Genomic DNA, 16,107 nt, shown 5'->3' on the forward strand with positions numbered 1-16,107 from the left:
TCCCGCAAGCGTCGGGCTTGGCAGGCCGCGAGACCCTGCCTAGACAGGGCCGCATGAAACAATCCGTGAAGATGATCGTCGGCAATTGGAAGATGAACGGGCTGACGTCCGATCTGGCCGAAGCAAAGACCCTGGCCGACCGCCTCACCGAAGACGCCGCCTCGGCCCGTGTGGCCCTGTGCCCGGCGGCGACCCTGATCGCGCAGGCGGCCTGGGCCCTCAAGGGCAAGTGCGTCGAGATAGGCGGGCAGGACTGCCATTCGGCTCCGTCCGGCGCCTTCACCGGCTCCATCTCGGCGGCGATGCTGGCCGACGCGGGGGCGCGACTGGTCATTATCGGCCATTCGGAACGACGCCAGGGGCTGGGTGAGGCCGACGTCGACGTCGCCGCCAAGTTCGACGCTGCGGTCGCCGCCGGTCTGGAACCCATCGTCTGTGTCGGGGAGACACTGGCCGAGCGCGAAACCGGGCGGGCGGTGCCCCTGGTGACCGCGCAGGTGCGGGCATCCCTGCCAAACACCGCCGTAACCAACGTCTTCGCCGTCGCCTATGAACCCGTCTGGGCCATTGGAACCGGCCTGACGCCGAGCCTGGAACAGATCGCCGAAGTCCACGAGGCGATTCGCGCCGCCTTGATCGAGCGGCTGGGCGAGGCCGGCGCGCGGGTGCCGATCCTCTACGGCGGATCCGTCAATCCCGATAACGCCGCCGGCATCCTGACGGTGGCCGAAGTCGGCGGGGCCCTGGTGGGCGGCGCGTCGCTGAAAGCCGACAGCTTCCTGGCGATCATCCGGGCCGCCGAACCGGCGCGCGTTGCCGCAGACGCGCAGGGATGATAGACGCCGCCGCTTGATCGGCGGACCGTCCCGCCACACATGTAAGCGACCATGCTCCAGACCATTCTCCTCGTCGTCATGATCCTGATCTCGCTGGCCCTGACCGGCGTGATCCTGTTGCAGCGCTCCGAAGGGGGCGCTCTGGGCATGGGAGGCGGCCCGTCGGGCTTCATGACCGCGCGCGGTGCGGGCAACCTTCTGACCACCACGACCTGGTGGCTGGGGGCGGGCTTTGTGATCTGCGCCATCAGCCTGACGATCCTGGGTAACGTCGAGCGCTCGAGCCGGTCGGTCGTGGACGCGGACGCCGTGGGCTCGATCGCGCTCGACACAGCCCCGACCACGACGACGGCCCCGGCCGCCAATCCGACGACCCCGGCCCAGCCGGCCGCGCCGTCGCTGGACGATCTGGAAGCCAGCCTGCCTACGGCGGGCGCGGCACCGGCTCCGAACCAGACCCCGGCGAACTGAGGTGACGGCGGAGGCCCCTCCGCCGACTTCTCACCACCCCCGCCTCCCGCACCCGCCGACGGTGGGAGCGGAGGCGTGTTTTCAACAGATGGATCGAAGGCGGTCCCGCAAGCGCATTTCGGCAAGACGGATCGCAGGCGATCCTTTGGCTCGAATCGGCGGTAAGGTGTCTCCCCGTGGCTAGATATGTCTTCATCACGGGTGGCGTGGTTTCCTCGCTGGGCAAGGGGCTGGCGTCTGCGGCTCTCGGCGCCCTGCTTCAGGCGCGCGGATACAAGGTCCGTCTGCGCAAGCTCGACCCCTATCTGAACGTCGATCCGGGCACGATGAGCCCCTATCAGCACGGCGAGGTCTTCGTGACCGACGACGGGGCCGAGACGGACCTGGACCTGGGTCACTACGAGCGGTTCACGGGCGTGTCGGCGGCCAAGTCCGACAACATCACCACCGGCCGCATCTATTCGACCATCATCGAGAAGGAACGGCGCGGCGACTACCTGGGCGCGACCGTTCAGGTGATCCCGCACGTCACCGACCAGATCAAATCCTTCTGCCTGACGCCGGCCCTGACCGACGACGGGGAGGACGTGGACTTCGTGCTGGTCGAGATCGGCGGCACGGTCGGCGACATCGAGGGCCTGCCGTTCTTCGAGGCCATTCGCCAGCTGGGCCAGGACCTGCCGCGCGGCCAGTCCTGCTTCGTTCACCTGACCCTGCTGCCCTTCATCAAGACCGCCGGCGAGATGAAGACCAAGCCGACGCAGCACTCGGTCAAGGAGCTGCGATCCATCGGCATCCAGCCTGACATCCTGCTGTGCCGGTGCGAGTTTCCGATCCCGCCCGAGGAAAAGCGCAAGATCGGCCTGTTCTGCAATGTGCGTGAGAGCGGCGTGATCCAGGCGATGGATTCGGCCGACATCTATGCCGTGCCGCTGGACTATCACGCCCAGGGGCTGGACGCCGAGGTTCTGGCCCATTTCGGCATCAAGGACGCTCCCGAGCCGGACCTGACCATGTGGCAGGAGATCGCCCGGCGCAGGCTTCAGCCCGACGGCGAGGTCACCGTGGCGGTCGTGGGCAAATACACGGTCCTGAAGGACGCCTACAAATCCCTGATCGAGGCGCTGCAGCACGGCGGGGTGGCCAACAACGTCAAGGTCAACATCGACTGGGTCGAGGCCGACACATTCGAAGGCGACCGCGAGCTGTGCGAGGACCGCCTGCAATCCGCTCACGCGGTCCTGGTGCCCGGCGGGTTCGGCGAGCGGGGCGCGGAGGGCAAGATCGAGGCCGCCAGGTTCGCCCGCGAGCGCAACATCCCCTATTTCGGCATCTGTTTCGGCATGCAGATGGCCGTGATCGAGGCGGCGCGGAACCAGGCGGGGCTGGTCAAAGCCTCTTCAACCGAATTCGGCCCTACGGACGAACCGGTCGTGGGCCTGATGACGGAATGGACGCAGGGCAACCAGCGCGTGCTGCGCCAGCAGGGCGGCGATCTGGGCGGCACCATGAGGCTGGGAGCTTACGATTCGACCCTGTCGCCGGGTTCCAGGATCGCCGAAATCTATGGGACCACAGCCATCAGCGAGCGGCACCGCCACCGCTACGAGGTCAACATCAACTATCGCGATGCGATCGAGGCCGAAGGCTTGCGCTTCGCCGGTCTGTCGCCCGACGGGGTCCTGCCTGAAACGGTCGAGCGCATCGACCACCCGTGGTTCATCGGCGTCCAGTACCACCCGGAACTGAAAAGCCGGCCGTTCAAGCCGCATCCGCTGTTCGCCAGCTTTATCGAGGCGGCCCTGGTGCAAAGCCGCCTGGTCTGAGGGCGGCCAGGTCTCGCGTCAGGCGTAGATGCGGGCCAGCAGGGTGATCAGGGTGTTCAGCTCCTCGGGGGTGAACCGCTCGGAAAACCGAGTCTCGTGGGCTTTGACCAGTTTCTTGACCTGGACAAGCATCTGCTGACCCTCGGGGGTCAGATACAGTTCATGCCGACGGCGATCGACCATGGAGCGCTTGCGCACGACCAGGTCGCGGCCCTCGAGCCGGTCGATGATGGCCATGGTCGTGGCCCGGTCCATGCGCAACGCGCCGCCTATGCCGATCTGAGAGGCGCCCGGATTGGCCCCGACCAGCCACAGGGACGCAGCCTGTTTCTGGGTCAGGTCGACCGACGCGAGGGTCTCGATGATGCGACGATGCATCGTCCCCTGGGCCTGGCGGATGTGGAACCCCAGGAACCTGTCCAGATGGTCGAAGTCGAGGATCGCGCCGGCGGCACCGATGTCCCCGGGCGTCGGTGTCAGGGTTTCGCTTTTCATCTGTGGGCAGGTCCGGCTTCAGGTCTTCGATAAACAGGCGTGGGTGACTGTGTTAGTCACATACTATCGCATAGGCGAGGGTTCGGAGGAGGTTCGCCGGTCCGCGCGCATCGAACGGCGCAACGAAACCAGCAACCCAGCCAGGGTATCGCGGTCCCTGTCGGCCAGACGGTCGGCCAGCAGGGTCTCGGTCTCTTGAACGCGTCGCCGCGCCAGGTCGGCCATTCGTGCCCCGACCTCCGTCAGTCGAAGGCCATGTGAACGCCCATCGGTCGGATCTCTCTGGATCAGATCGCGCGCGGCCAGGGTCGCGGTCAGCGGGGCCAGGTTGGCGCGCTTGATCCCGAGCGCACGGCCAAGCTCGGTCTGGGTCACGCCGGGGTTCGCCTCCACCATCAGCAGCACCGACAGGCTGGTCACCGTCAGCGAGAGATCGACCAGACGCTCGCCCAGATCGCCTGCGACGATCAGCGACGCCCGGCGCAGGTGAAACGTCAGCAGATCCGAAAACGGATCGTTGAGCGTGGTGTCGGGGGCGTGCACACTTTTCACGTCGGCATCATGAACAGAGTGCTTGAGCCGCACAATCGATATTGCTATGAATCATAACTATAAGAACACAAACCATTAGGGTGGCCCCATGTCTCTGTCCGATCAGACCCTCGCGCGCCCGTCGGCCGCGACCTTCCAGCGAATGAATCCCATGACCGGCGGCGTGGCCAGCGAGGCACATGCCGCTTCGGTTTCCGATGCTTCGGCTGCATGCGATGCCGCGCAGACCGCTCTGTCAGGATGGAGCAACCTGGGTCCCAACGCGCGTCGCGCGATGCTGAACAAGGCGGCGGTCGCGCTGGAGTCCAAGGCCGACGCCTTCGTCGAGGCGATGCAGAACGAGATCGGCGCCACCGAGGGTTGGGCGCGGTTCAACCTGATGCTGGCCGCCGGAATGGTGCGCGAAGCCGCCGCCCTGACCACCCAGATCGGTGGAGAGGTGATCCCTTCGGACAAGCCCGGCTGCATCGCCATGGCCCTGCGCGAACCGGCGGGTGTCGTCCTGGGGATCGCGCCCTGGAACGCGCCCATCATCCTGGGGGTGCGCGCGATCGCGGTGCCGTTGGCGTGCGGCAACACCGTGGTGCTAAAGGCGTCCGAGACCTGCCCACGCACCCACTCCCTGATCGTCGAGGCCTTCGCCGATGCGGGCTTCCCGGACGGCGTGGTCAATGTGGTGACCAATGCCCCGGCCGACGCGGGCGATGTGGTGGGGGCGCTGATCGACCATCCGGCCGTGCGTCGCATCAACTTTACGGGTTCGACAGCCGTCGGGCGGATCGTGGCCAAGCGGGCCGCCGAACACCTGAAGCCCGTGCTGCTGGAGCTGGGCGGCAAGGCGCCGTTCGTGATCCTGGACGACGCGGACCTGGACGAGGCGGTCAAGGCCGCGGCCTTCGGGGCCTTCATGAACCAGGGCCAGATCTGCATGTCGACCGAGCGGATCATCGTGGTCGATGCCGTGGCCGATGCCTTCATCGAGAAGTTCGGGGCGAAGGTCGCGACCATGGCGGTGGGCGATCCGCGTGAGGGCAAGACGCCACTGGGTGCCGTGGTCGATCTGAAGACGGTTCAGCATGTCGAGGGCCTGGTCGCCGACGCCCTGGCGGCCGGTGCGGTCAGCGTGACGGGGGGAGCCTCGACCGGCGTCCTGATGCCCGCCACGGTCGTCGATCGGGTGACGCCGTCCATGCGGCTGTTCAGCGAAGAGAGCTTCGGCCCCGTCGTCGCCGTGACCCGCGCCCGGGACGAGGCCCATGCCGTCGAACTGGCCAACGACACCGAATACGGCCTGTCGGCCTCGGTCTTCACGCGCGACATCGCGCGGGGCCTGAAGGTCGCCAAACAGATCAAGTCCGGCATCTGTCACGTCAATGGCCCGACCGTGCACGACGAAGCGCAGATGCCGTTCGGCGGGGTCAAGGGCTCGGGCTACGGCCGGTTCGGCGGCAAGGCCGGCATCGATGCCTTCACCGAACTGCGCTGGATCACCATAGAGACCCAGCCCGGCCATTATCCGATCTGAGCGGCCACTCTCTCTCGCTTTCGCAAACAAGACATATGCGTCGCCAGGACGCCACGGGGACAAGACCATGACCGACGATCCGAACGTTGCCACCTACAAGATCGAGGACGGGATCGCCTGGGTCAGCTTCAACCGGCCCGACAAGCGCAACTGCATGTCGCCGAACCTGAACCGTCGCATGGGAGAGATCCTGGACGAGCTGGAATACCGCACCGACTTCGGGGTGCTGGTTCTGAAGGGCGAGGGCACGGCATGGTCGGCGGGCATGGACCTGAAGGAATACTTCCGCGAGACCGAGGCCAAGGGAATCGGCGCGACGCGTCAGGCCCAGCGTGAAGCCTATGGCTGGTGGCGGCGGCTGCGCTGGTACAACAAGCCCACGATCGCCATGGTCAACGGCTGGTGCTTCGGCGGCGGCTATGGCCCGCTGTATTCCTGCGACCTGGCCATCTCGGCGGACGAGGCGCAGTTCGCCCTGTCCGAGATCAACTGGGGCATCCTGCCGGGGGGTGGCGCGACCAAGGTGGTCGTCGACCTGATGCCGATGCGCGACGCCATGTATCACGCCATGACGGGCGAACTGATCGACGGCAAGAAGGCCTCGGAATGGCGTCTGGTCAACGAGAGTGTGCCCCTGGCGGGGCTGGAGGCTCGCGTGCGGGAGCTCGCCGGGATCCTGTTGAAGAAGAACCCCGTCGCCCTGAAGGCCACCAAGGACGCGGTTCGCCGGGTCAAGGAGATGACCTATGACAACGCCGAGGACTATCTGATCCGGGCGCAGGAAGCCGCCAACTCCTACGACAACGAAGGTCGCAAGGAGGGCATCAAACAGTTCATCGACGACAAGAGCTACAAGCCCGGGCTTGGGGCCTATGAGCTGAAGTCGGCCTGAACGCGCCATGGGGCCGATCGACGACACGGCCTTTCAGGCGCGCCGCCAGCCCGATGCGCTGGCGGCGGTGGACCTGGCCTCAGGGCGACGCTGGACCTATGCGCAGCTGGACCGCGCGGTGGGGCAATGCGCAGATCTGCTCAGGCATCGCCATGGCTGTGTCCTGGGGGACCGTGTCGCGTCGTTGGCCAAGAACCGGGTCGAGCTCGTCATCCTGCATCTCGCCTGTGCCCGGGCGGGGCTGATCTATGTGCCGCTGAACTGGCGGCTCAGCCCGCCGGAGATCGCGGCGCTGATCGCGGATTCCGAACCGAAGCTGGTCTTCGGCGACGCGGAGCTGGGTGATCTCGCCTTGCAGATCGATGCGCATGACGCGACGTTCGCCGAGCCCGCCGACCCGGAACGGGTGTCTCTGATCCTGTTCACCTCGGGCACATCGGGCACGCCCAAGGGCGTGATGCTGAGCGAGCGCGCGCAGCGTCAGACGGCGATCAACTTCGGCCTCCTGGGTCAGGTCGATGCCCGCAGCCGCATCCTGATCGACACGCCGATGTTCCACATTATCGGCCTGATCACGAGCGTGCGACCGCTTCTGATGCAGGGCGCGGTCATGCTGGTGTCGGACGGGTTCGAGCCGGGTCGGACGCTGGCCCGGCTGTCCGACCCGGATCTGGCCGTGACCCACTATTTCTGTGTGCCTCAGATGGCGGACCGCATCCGATCTCAGCCTGGATTTGACGGCAAAAAGCTGAGCCACCTGACCGCGCTGTTCACAGGGGGTGCGCCACACCCGGCGGCGGCGATCAACGCCTGGCTCGATGCCGGCGTGCCGGTCGTCGATGGGTTCGGCATGAGCGAGGCGGGGACCGTGCTGGGCATGGCGCTGGACCCGACGATCATCGCGGCCAAGGCGGGCGCGGCGGGCATTCCGGCTCCTGGTATCGAACTGCGGCTGGTGGATGCGTCCGAGAACGATGTCGCTCCGGGCCAGCCAGGCGAGCTGCTGCTTCGCGGACCCAATCTGTTCAGCGGCTATTGGCGGCGGCCGGACGAGATGGTCAGGGCCTTCGCCGAGGATGGCTGGTTCCGGACCGGAGACATCGCGGTCTGTGACTCTGACGGCTATCTGACCATCGTCGACCGCAGGAAGGACATGTATATTTCCGGCGGCGAGAACGTCTATCCGGCCGAAGTCGAGGCGGCTCTGGCGGACTTCCCCGGCCTGATCGAGACGGCCATCGTCGGCGTGCCCGATGCCCGGTGGGGCGAGATCGGCGTGTGCGCCATGGCACATCCTGAACCTGCCGATGATCTGGCCGACCGGGTTCGGGCGCATCTGTCGGGTCGGCTGGCCGGCTACAAGCTGCCGCGCCACGTCGTGGTCGTGGAGGCCCTGCCACGCACCGGCTCGGGCAAGGTCAGGAAGGGCGATCTGCGCATCCTCTGCCTGGCGATGCTGGAGGCCAGGGACGCGGCGTCGTCGGTTGGCTGATCCGGCGTCGCCGACCCGCCCCGAGACTGGTCGGCTGGAACTGCTGCTGACGCTGGGTGCGCTGGCCGCGTTCGGCTCGCTGTCCATCGCCATGTATCTGCCGGGTCTGCCCGCGATGGCGCGGGAGTTCCACGGCTCCACCACGGGCGTTCAGGACACGGTCGCCGCCTTCTCGCTGGGTCTGTGTGTCGGGCAGCTGATCTATGGCCCGATCTCGGACCGATGGGGCCGGCGGGCGCCGCTGCTGTTCGGCATCGGCCTGTATCTGGTGGCGACGCTGGCCTGCATCCTGGCGTCGAACCTTCCGACACTGGTCGCCTTCCGGTTCGTGCAGGGGCTGGGCGGGTGTGCGGGCGTCGTGATCTCGCGCGCCATCGTCCGGGACCGGTTCACGCCTCAGGAATCGGCCGGCGTGTATTCCACATTGATGCTGATCCTGGGCGTCGCGCCGATCCTGTCGCCGCTGGCGGGGGGATGGATCATCGCCGGATTCGGCTGGCGCGCCGTATTCTGGGTGCTGCTGGCGTTCGGCGTTTTGCTGGGCGCGGTGGTGTGGTTGCGGCTGCGCGAAAGCAGTTCGGCCGCCTCGCGTCTGCAGGCACGATCGGAACATCCGTTTCGCAGCTATCTGGCCATTCTGGCCGATCGTCAGGTCGCGGCCTTCGTGGTGTGCGGAGGCTTCGTGGCGGCGGGGACCTTCATCTACATGACCATGTCGGCGCATCTGCTGATCGACGGATACGGCGTGCCCCCGACCGCGTTCGGGTGGCTGTATGGAGCCGGTTCGCTGGCGGTCCTGATCGGGTCGCAGGTTAATCGCGTTCTGCTGAACCGCTTCAGCAGCCATCGGCTTCTGGTCTGGTCGACGCGTCTGAACCTGGCCGCCTGCCTGGTGATGCTGGCCAGTGTGTCGCGGTGGCCAGGCCTGATCCCGGCCTTCCTGATCCCGCTGTGTCTGGCCTTTTCGATGAACGGCCTGTCCAGCCCCAACGCCGCGGCCGAGGCGATGGGCGCGGCGGGCTGGAGGGCAGGGGCGGTCGCGGCGGTCATGGGGTTCGCCCAGTTCGGCATGGGCGCGCTGCTGGCCACCATCGCCGTCAGGGTGCTGGACGGCACCGCCTTCGAGATCGCGGCCATGCTGTGCGTGACCAGCGCCTGCGCGGTCGGGTGCCTGCTGTTTGCTGGAAAGTCTCGCGCCCTGGCCTGATCCAGGCCTTGCCGATCATCAGTCTTGCATACAGTATGAAGTTGAACGCTCGCCGCGATCTGCGCAGGACGAGCGACGACCGGAGGACGTCCCATGAAGGCCAGACTGCTGCTGACCGTCGCCCTGCTGACCCTGTCGAGCATGGGGGCGGCCCACGCCCAGATCGCCAATCCGCCGCTGAGCGCGCCGCCCGTCGCGGTCGAGGGGCTGGGTGGCCCCTATCCCGTCGTGATGGAGATGGACCCGACGCTGGCGGACCACACCATTTATCGCCCGGCCGACATGGCCGCTGTTGGCCATCCGCTTCCGCTGGTGGCCCATGCGGCCGGGGCCTGTCTGAACGTCGGCAACATGACGCCGCAATTCCTGGGGGAGCTGGCGTCCTACGGCTACCTGGTCGTGACGGGCGGTCCGATCATCGAGGGGGCGGACGCACCGATGACGCCGGGCACGCCGGGCGGGCTGGATCGCTTCGCGCAGAACCGGACGGCCCAGCTGCTGGAAACCATCGACTGGGCCATCGCCCAGAACGACGTCACGGGTGGCCGGTTCGAGGGGTACATCGCCGCCGACAAGATCGCGGTCATCGGCCATTCCTGCGGCGGACTTCAGGCGATCGCCGCCGCCGACGATCCGCGTGTGACGACCGCCATCATCGGCAACAGCGGCATCATCCGCACGCCGCCGGCCGACGAGACCCGTACGGGCCGCAGCTATCGCCCGGCCGGGGTCGATGACCTGAAGCGAATCCACACACCGATCCTGTATGTGTCGGGCGGACCGACGGATCAGGCTCAGCCCAACGCCATCCTGGACTTTCAGGCGATCCAGGGCGTGCCGATCTTCCATGCCGACATCGGCACGGGACACGGCGGCACCTATCGCGAGCCGCGCGGGGGCCAATACGCCGGGGTCATGAAGGACTGGCTTAACTGGCAACTGCTGGGAGACGCGGCGGCCGGCCGCACCTTTACAGGGGCCGACTGTCGCCTGTGCACCGACGCCCGCTGGACGGTCGAGCGCAAGAACATCGACTGACGTCGGGGTGGGGTCATGCCGTGTCGAACACGACGCGGTCGCCGTCCCATTCGAATGCGGTCTTGAAGCCGGCCTTCCGCGTGATGCCGATGATGTAGTCGGCGACCTCGCGGCCCTTGACGTCGTTGCCGAGGGGCCGGGGCTGTCCGCCGGGCAGTATCCAGAAAGGCTTGAAGCCCGCGCTGATCGTGCCGTCGGGGCTGATGTGGCAGGCCGCCACCATGCCGTTTCGCGACTCCGGATGGAAGGGATACAGCGGATAGTCGGGCAGGGGTTCGAACCCGAACAGGACCTTGCGGCGTTCGGCCCAGGCGCGGCGTTCGGGGCTGGCGTTGCCCTCCACCGACAGGGCGCGCGTCACGGTGACGAAGTTGCCCAGCCCGTGGAAGATCGGCTTGCCCTTATAGACTTCGACCCCGCGCGTGATGTGGGCGTGGTGGCCGATGACGATGTCGGCGCCGGCATCGATCGCGGCGCGGGCCACGGCCGTCTCGTACATGGCGATGTGGGCCGGGGTGTGGACCACCCCCTTGTGCAGGGCGACGACGAGGACGTCGACCTGGTCACGCAGGGCGGCGATGTCACGTTGCATGGCCTCGACCGTATCCGGATCGGCGAAGGTATAGACCTTGGGCGGCCCGCCGGGATTGGCCCCCTCCGGCTCATAGTGGCTGATGATCTTCAGATAGGCGCAGCCGGCGTTTCTGGGTCCTGCCCAGCCCTCGCGCGGGCCGACGCAATTGTAGCTGAGCAAGCCCACACGCTTGTCCGTGCGCGACGCCAGTGCCGGACGGCGGGCATCGGCCAGGGTCAAGCCGGCCCCGGCCGAGACGATGCCCTGCTCGGTCAGGTTGGCGATGGTATCGGCGATGCCGTCGGCACCCCGGTCGTGAATGTGGTTCCCGGCCAGACTGGCCATGTGAAAGCCGGCCCGCCCCATGGCCCGCAGGTTCTCGGGATCACTGGCAGGGGCAGGAATGTCACCGATCGATTCCACGCCCCGCGTCGTGTGCGGCACCTCCACGTGACCGATCAGCAGGTCGGCCTCGGCCAGCATGGCGCGTGCCGGATCGAAGAAGGTGTCGGCCTGCGGTTCGTCCAGGACGAGGTCGCCGGTCATGTACAGCTTGAAGACTTCGGCCATGATCCGGACTAGCCCGCCGTGGGCCGGAACGGAATGACGACGCTGGACGGAGTCTCGCCGCCGAAGTGGACGCTCAGGGTCGGGGCAGGGGCGACCTCGACCCGGGCGCGTTCGCGGGCATCCGAACCAGTGACGCTGACCCGCAGCGTGTGGCCCGCCTTGAACACGTAAGAGACTGCCAGCAGGTCGAACGAGACCTTGACCGGCTGACCCGCCACCAGGGGCTGGTGATCTTCGGCCCACGACCGGCGCCACGGTGTGCCCATGGTGTTCCAGGGGGCCTCGACGACATGACGCAGGGACGCGCGCTGACGCCCCTCGCTGACGACGGTGACCGTGCCGTCTGGGGCGAGGTCTTCCAGATAGGCGAAGACGGGCTGCTCGGGCGAGTTGGATGAAATCCACAGGTCGGCGATCGGATTGCCGGTGACCTCGGTATCGGCGGTGAAGGTGCGCGCCGCGACGGTCACGCTGGTCGCTGACGACCGGCAAGGCTGGGCGAACGGGCCGAAGTTGGGCTCCACCGGATCGGGCGGGCAGACAGGCGCGTAATCGACGGTGACGATCCGCTCTCCTGCGGCGCGCGGCTGTTGTGCGGCCAGGGCATCTCCGGCCAGGAACAGGCGGCGGTTGTCGGTGTCGGGCAGGGGCCAGGCCCTGGCGCTGCGCCACTGCTGACCCTCGGGCGCATTGATGGTGAAATAGTGGATCGGGTCGTCGTTCTGGATGCCCGTGTCCTCGCCCTTCAGATAGTGGTTGAAGAACCGGACCTGTTCGGCCTGCAGGTCGAAACCAGGGTTCAGGCAGTGCCGCCACGGCCCGATGATCATGCGCGCCTGACCCGGCAGGTTGGCCAGGGCGATCAACCCCTCTGTGCGGAAGTCGTCGTACCAGCCGCCCTGGATATAGATGGGCACACCGCCGTCGCGGACCTGGCTGAGATAGGCCCCGATGCTGACCTCGCCCCAGAACCGCGCCATGACCAGCGGCGACCAGCTGTCGCGGTAGGGCATGGACTGCATCAGGGCCAGCAGGTTGGTCGAGGCGACATGTTCTTCAGCCGCCTGACGCAGCAGGGTGCGGTCCTCGTCGCCCTGGACCGGCATGGCGCGCAGGTCGTCCTCGACGGTACGGGTGGGGCCGGTGCCGTATTGCGAGATGATGCCGCCGCGCGTGTGGCCGTCATACCGGTCCCAGGCGAAGCAGCCGGCGAAGACCGCCTTCAGGTGGGGCGGGCGGGCGACGACGGCGTGCATCGCCGCCTCGCCGGTGTTGGAGCAGCCGTACATGCCGACGTTGCCGGTGGACCAGGGCTGGGCCGCCAGCCATTCGGTGATTTCGTAGGCGTCGAAGCCCTCGGTGAAGTCCTCGTAGCCCCGCCGCGTGCCGAAGGAGGCGCCGTTGCCTCGACGCGCGACGATGGCGACGACGTAGCCAAAGCGCGTCAAATCCGAGAGTGGGCGGCGAGCGTCCGTGCCCTGACCCGTCGCGCGCGTCCCGGCCGCCTCGATATCCAGCGCATGATGCCAGATGACGGGCAGCGGACCTTCGACCGGCACGCCGTTCACGGACGGACGATGCAGCGACACCGCGATCTTCAGCCCGTCGCGCATCGTCAGGTGGAAGGAGGTGGCGACCTGTTCCGAATACTGGGGCGTGGCGGGTCCCGCGTTGAAGCCCGACTGGGCTCGCGCGGACATCGGCGACAGGGTCAGGGCGATCAGGGCGAACAGGGCGACGATGACGCGGGTCATGGGCAAGGCTCTCGAAAGAAAGCGGCGAGCCAGGACACACCCGGCTCGCCGTCAAGTTACTCCAGGAAGGATCGGTGTGAGGTCACCAGCTCTTGGAGATTTCAAAGGAGATGAAACGCCCGATGGCCGAAGCCGCCTGGCTATCCCAGGAGACGGTGCCGTTCAGGGCGATGGGCGGGTCTTCGTCGAACACGTTCAGAGCGTTGACCGAGATGCGGACGCCATTGGCCAGCCCCTCGCCCTCGAACCGGTAAGACGCGGTCAGGTCATAGGTCGTCAGGCTGTCCACCATGACGTTGGGCGTGATCGCGGTGTTCAGATAGCTGTCGGTGTAGTTGGCGAAGGCGTTCGCCGACCAGCCACCCATGTTCCAGCTCAGCGAGCCGCGTACGCGCAGATCGACCGGGTTGCCGATGGTGTCCAGCACGTCCACGACCGGCAGGCCGGCGGCACCCTGGCGCTCGACCGTCAGGATCTTGGCGACATCGACGCCAACCCTCCAGTTACCGAAGCCGGTGTCGAAGGCATAACCGGCCGACACGTCGTAACCGTCCTGCTTCAGCGAGCCCAGGTTCTGGCGGCGACCATCAAGAACCACGTTGATGTTGGACACCGGCTCGATCGGGTTCTGCAGATCGGGGCTGGCGAAGTAGGAGGCGACCAGAGCATCGAAGGCGGCGTTGCCCGCGACGTCGGTGGCTGCGGGGCGGCGGCGGATCAGCGCGGAATACACCGTGCCCTGGGCCAGGGCGTTGCCCGGAGCCACGTCGATCCGGTTCTCGTACTCGATCTTGTAGTAGTTCACCGACAGGTTGAACCCGTCGAGGAACGAGGGTGTCCAGTCGAAGCCGCCCGACCAGGTCTTGGCCGTTTCCGGCCCCAGGTCGTTGTTGCCGCCGTTGAAGAAGATGCCGCGCGTGGTGCCCGTCATCGACGTCGGATCGGTGATGTTCTGGACGAAGATGTTCAGGATCTGCGCGGCGCTGTCGACCAGTGAGGGCGCCCGGAATGAGGTGCCATAGGTGGCGCGGAAGTTCAGGTCGTAGCCGGGCGAATAGATGATGCCGTATTTCGGGTTGGTCGTGGTGCCGAAGTCGGAATAGTCCTCGAAGCGTCCCGCCACCGATAGTTCCAGCCGTTCGACCAGCGGCATGGCGTTCAGGTCGCTGACCAGAGGCACGAAGATTTCGCCGTACACCGAGCTGATGGTGCGTTGGTTGAAGACGCTCTTCGTCGTCGTGGCGCCGGTGGCCAGCACGTTGGTGGCGAACAGGGTCTGGCGGAAGGCGTTGTCGTGGAACTCGCCGCCCAGGGCCATGCGGACCGTGCCGCCCGGCAGGTCGAACAGAGGACCGTCCACCTTGGCCGACAGATCCTGGGTGATGTTCTTGCCGAACGTCGCGCGATTGGCGTCGATGATGTCCAGCAGCGCCGGGTTGTTGGTGCGGTTGAACGTCCCGTTGCCGAAGGGATTGAACGCGGTCGCCGGGTTGGTCGAGGCCAGCGCCGCGGTCAGGGCGGCGTTGTTGATGACGTTCTTCCGGTCCTGGAAGCCACGGCTGATGCTGTGGGCGGCATAGGCGGCCAGGCGCCAGTCATGACCCAGGTCGACGTTGAAGCCGGCGGCATTCTGCTGGGCGTTCTCGAAGCCGGTCGAGTTGGGATCGTTGTCGTCCAGCAGGCGATATTCCACCGTCTCCTGCGTGGCGCCGACGGGACCGACGAAATAGGGATTGGTGTTGCGGACCGTCAGGCTGAACAGGGCGGGCGGGGCCGCCAGATCGTAGTCGCGCTTGGTGTAGAAGCCTTCGTACCAGAGCTCCAGCCGGTCGGTGACCTGCTGGTTGATGTTGAACAGGACTGTGTCGCGGTTCTGTTCGGGCAGCAGGTCGTTGGCCGCCGCCTCGTCATATCGGTTGGGCGTGGTCGACAGCTGGGCCGAGGTCACGCCGACGCCGTTGGTGTTGGGCAATCCGTAGCGAATGCCGCCGAAGACGACGTTGCCGGGCGCGGCGGTGAAGGGTCGTGCGTCCGTTCCGCCCCGGTTTGTACGGTTCTGGCTGGCGAAGTCGCGGTCGGCACCCGACAGGTTGCTGCGCTCGTTATGCTCATAGGCAAGGAACAGGCCGCCGCCGTCCCAGGTCCGGCCATAGGTCTGGCTGAACTGGAACTGCGACAGCGCGTCGGCAAAGCCGTAGCGGGCCGTGGTCTCGGCCCCGTCCCAGTTGCGGCGCGTGATCAGGTTGACCACCCCGGCCACCGCATCGGAGCCGTAGATGGCGGAGGCACCGTCGGTCACGACCTCGATGCGCTGCAGGGCTGCGGATGGGATCTGGTCAAGGTCGCCCAGCGCCTTGATGACCCCGTTGGGGGCCAGGCGGCGGCCGTTCAGCAACAGCAGCGTCGCTTCTGGCCCGATGCCCCGAAGGTTGGCGCTGCGCACGGCGGTGGAGTTGGCGGCGGCGTCCTGCGCTCCGCCGCTGAAGCTGTTGCGGCTTTCGTCCGCACCCAGGTTCAGAACCTGGGGCAGCAGGCGCGTGGCGTCGCTGACGTTGCTGGACCCACTGGCGACGATGTCACCGCGATCGACGCCGATGACCGGCGAGCCGGCGGCGGCGACGCCGCGGATGCTGGTCCCCGTGACGACGATGTCGTCGACGGTGGCGGCGTCGTCCTGTGCAGCGGGAGCAGGTGTTCGCGCGGGAGCCGTCTGGGCCGAGGCCAGAGACGGCACGGCAAGTGCGGCGAACAGCGCCAGTGCGGACGCACCGGCATAGACGGACCTGTGACGCGAACTGAACATGGCATCCTCCCCTTGATGATCCGGACTTGATGCCCGTGACCCGTTGACGCCGACTATGGCGTGTTTTCGCTT

At 66.9% G+C, this 16,107-nt stretch carries 13 protein-coding genes; 8 read left to right on the forward strand and 5 right to left on the reverse strand.

Going from position 1 to position 16,107, the window contains the following annotated elements; genetic code table 11:
- Positions 1–53 precede the first annotated feature (53 nt).
- The 3 genes from tpiA to AC1DW4_RS04960 all read left to right on the forward strand — a co-directional run bounded on the left by tpiA (position 54) and on the right by AC1DW4_RS04960 (position 3,133).
- Positions 54–836: a triose-phosphate isomerase gene (gene tpiA / locus AC1DW4_RS04950; RefSeq protein ID WP_477016112.1), complete on the forward strand. Its 783-nt coding sequence runs from the start codon at positions 54–56 to the stop codon at positions 834–836.
- A 51-nt stretch (positions 837–887) separates the two neighbouring features.
- Positions 888–1,307, forward strand: coding sequence for a preprotein translocase subunit SecG (gene secG, locus AC1DW4_RS04955; protein WP_477016113.1), 420 nt, complete (start codon positions 888–890; stop codon positions 1,305–1,307).
- Between the two features lie 176 nt (positions 1,308–1,483).
- Positions 1,484–3,133, forward strand: a complete 1,650-nt coding sequence (locus AC1DW4_RS04960; RefSeq protein WP_477016114.1) for a CTP synthase — start codon at positions 1,484–1,486, stop codon at positions 3,131–3,133.
- Positions 3,134–3,151: 18 nt separating this feature from the next.
- Here the strand turns inward: AC1DW4_RS04960 and AC1DW4_RS04965 are convergent, their stop codons facing one another.
- Together AC1DW4_RS04965 and AC1DW4_RS04970 are read right to left on the reverse strand one after the other, a co-directional pair.
- Complete coding sequence (locus AC1DW4_RS04965; RefSeq protein ID WP_477016115.1) at positions 3,152–3,628, reverse strand: MarR family winged helix-turn-helix transcriptional regulator; 477 nt, start codon at positions 3,626–3,628, stop codon at positions 3,152–3,154.
- 63 nt (positions 3,629–3,691) lie between these two features.
- Entirely contained in the window at positions 3,692–4,180 is a 489-nt protein-coding gene (locus AC1DW4_RS04970; RefSeq protein WP_477016116.1) for a MarR family winged helix-turn-helix transcriptional regulator, read from the reverse strand.
- An 88-nt stretch (positions 4,181–4,268) separates the two neighbouring features.
- Here AC1DW4_RS04970 and AC1DW4_RS04975 point away from each other — a divergent pair, with 88 nt between their 5' ends.
- From AC1DW4_RS04975 to AC1DW4_RS04995, 5 genes are all read left to right on the forward strand, one after another.
- On the forward strand, positions 4,269–5,705 hold the full coding sequence (locus tag AC1DW4_RS04975; protein WP_477016117.1) for an aldehyde dehydrogenase: 1,437 nt from the start codon (positions 4,269–4,271) through the stop codon (positions 5,703–5,705).
- A 67-nt stretch (positions 5,706–5,772) separates the two neighbouring features.
- A complete protein-coding gene (locus AC1DW4_RS04980) occupies positions 5,773–6,597 on the forward strand; it encodes a p-hydroxycinnamoyl CoA hydratase/lyase (RefSeq protein WP_477016118.1) in 825 nt (274 codons plus the stop codon).
- A gap of 7 nt (positions 6,598–6,604) precedes the next feature.
- The gene (locus AC1DW4_RS04985; RefSeq protein ID WP_477016119.1) at positions 6,605–8,089 is read left to right on the forward strand and encodes an AMP-binding protein; all 1,485 of its coding nucleotides are present in this window, start codon (positions 6,605–6,607) and stop codon (positions 8,087–8,089) included.
- The gene (locus AC1DW4_RS04990; RefSeq protein ID WP_477016120.1) at positions 8,082–9,296 is read left to right on the forward strand and encodes a multidrug effflux MFS transporter; all 1,215 of its coding nucleotides are present in this window, start codon (positions 8,082–8,084) and stop codon (positions 9,294–9,296) included. Before AC1DW4_RS04985 ends, AC1DW4_RS04990 begins: the two co-directional genes overlap by 8 nt.
- A gap of 93 nt (positions 9,297–9,389) precedes the next feature.
- Positions 9,390–10,334 carry an alpha/beta hydrolase gene (locus AC1DW4_RS04995; protein ID WP_477016121.1) on the forward strand — a complete coding sequence of 315 codons (945 nt, stop codon included), beginning with the start codon at positions 9,390–9,392 and terminating at the stop codon, positions 10,332–10,334.
- 13 nt (positions 10,335–10,347) lie between these two features.
- On the opposite strand, the gene AC1DW4_RS05000 is transcribed toward AC1DW4_RS04995, so the two are convergent.
- The 3 genes from AC1DW4_RS05000 to AC1DW4_RS05010 form a co-directional block, all read right to left on the reverse strand.
- A complete protein-coding gene (locus tag AC1DW4_RS05000) occupies positions 10,348–11,478 on the reverse strand; it encodes a CapA family protein (protein WP_477016122.1) in 1,131 nt (376 codons plus the stop codon).
- An 8-nt stretch (positions 11,479–11,486) separates the two neighbouring features.
- Positions 11,487–13,232, reverse strand: a complete 1,746-nt coding sequence (locus tag AC1DW4_RS05005; protein WP_477016123.1) for a CocE/NonD family hydrolase — start codon at positions 13,230–13,232, stop codon at positions 11,487–11,489.
- Between the two features lie 82 nt (positions 13,233–13,314).
- Complete coding sequence (locus AC1DW4_RS05010; protein WP_477016124.1) at positions 13,315–16,035, reverse strand: TonB-dependent receptor plug domain-containing protein; 2,721 nt, start codon at positions 16,033–16,035, stop codon at positions 13,315–13,317.
- Positions 16,036–16,107 lie beyond the last annotated feature (72 nt).

The sequence above is a fragment of the Brevundimonas sp. P2_A6 genome, assembly GCF_056404975.1.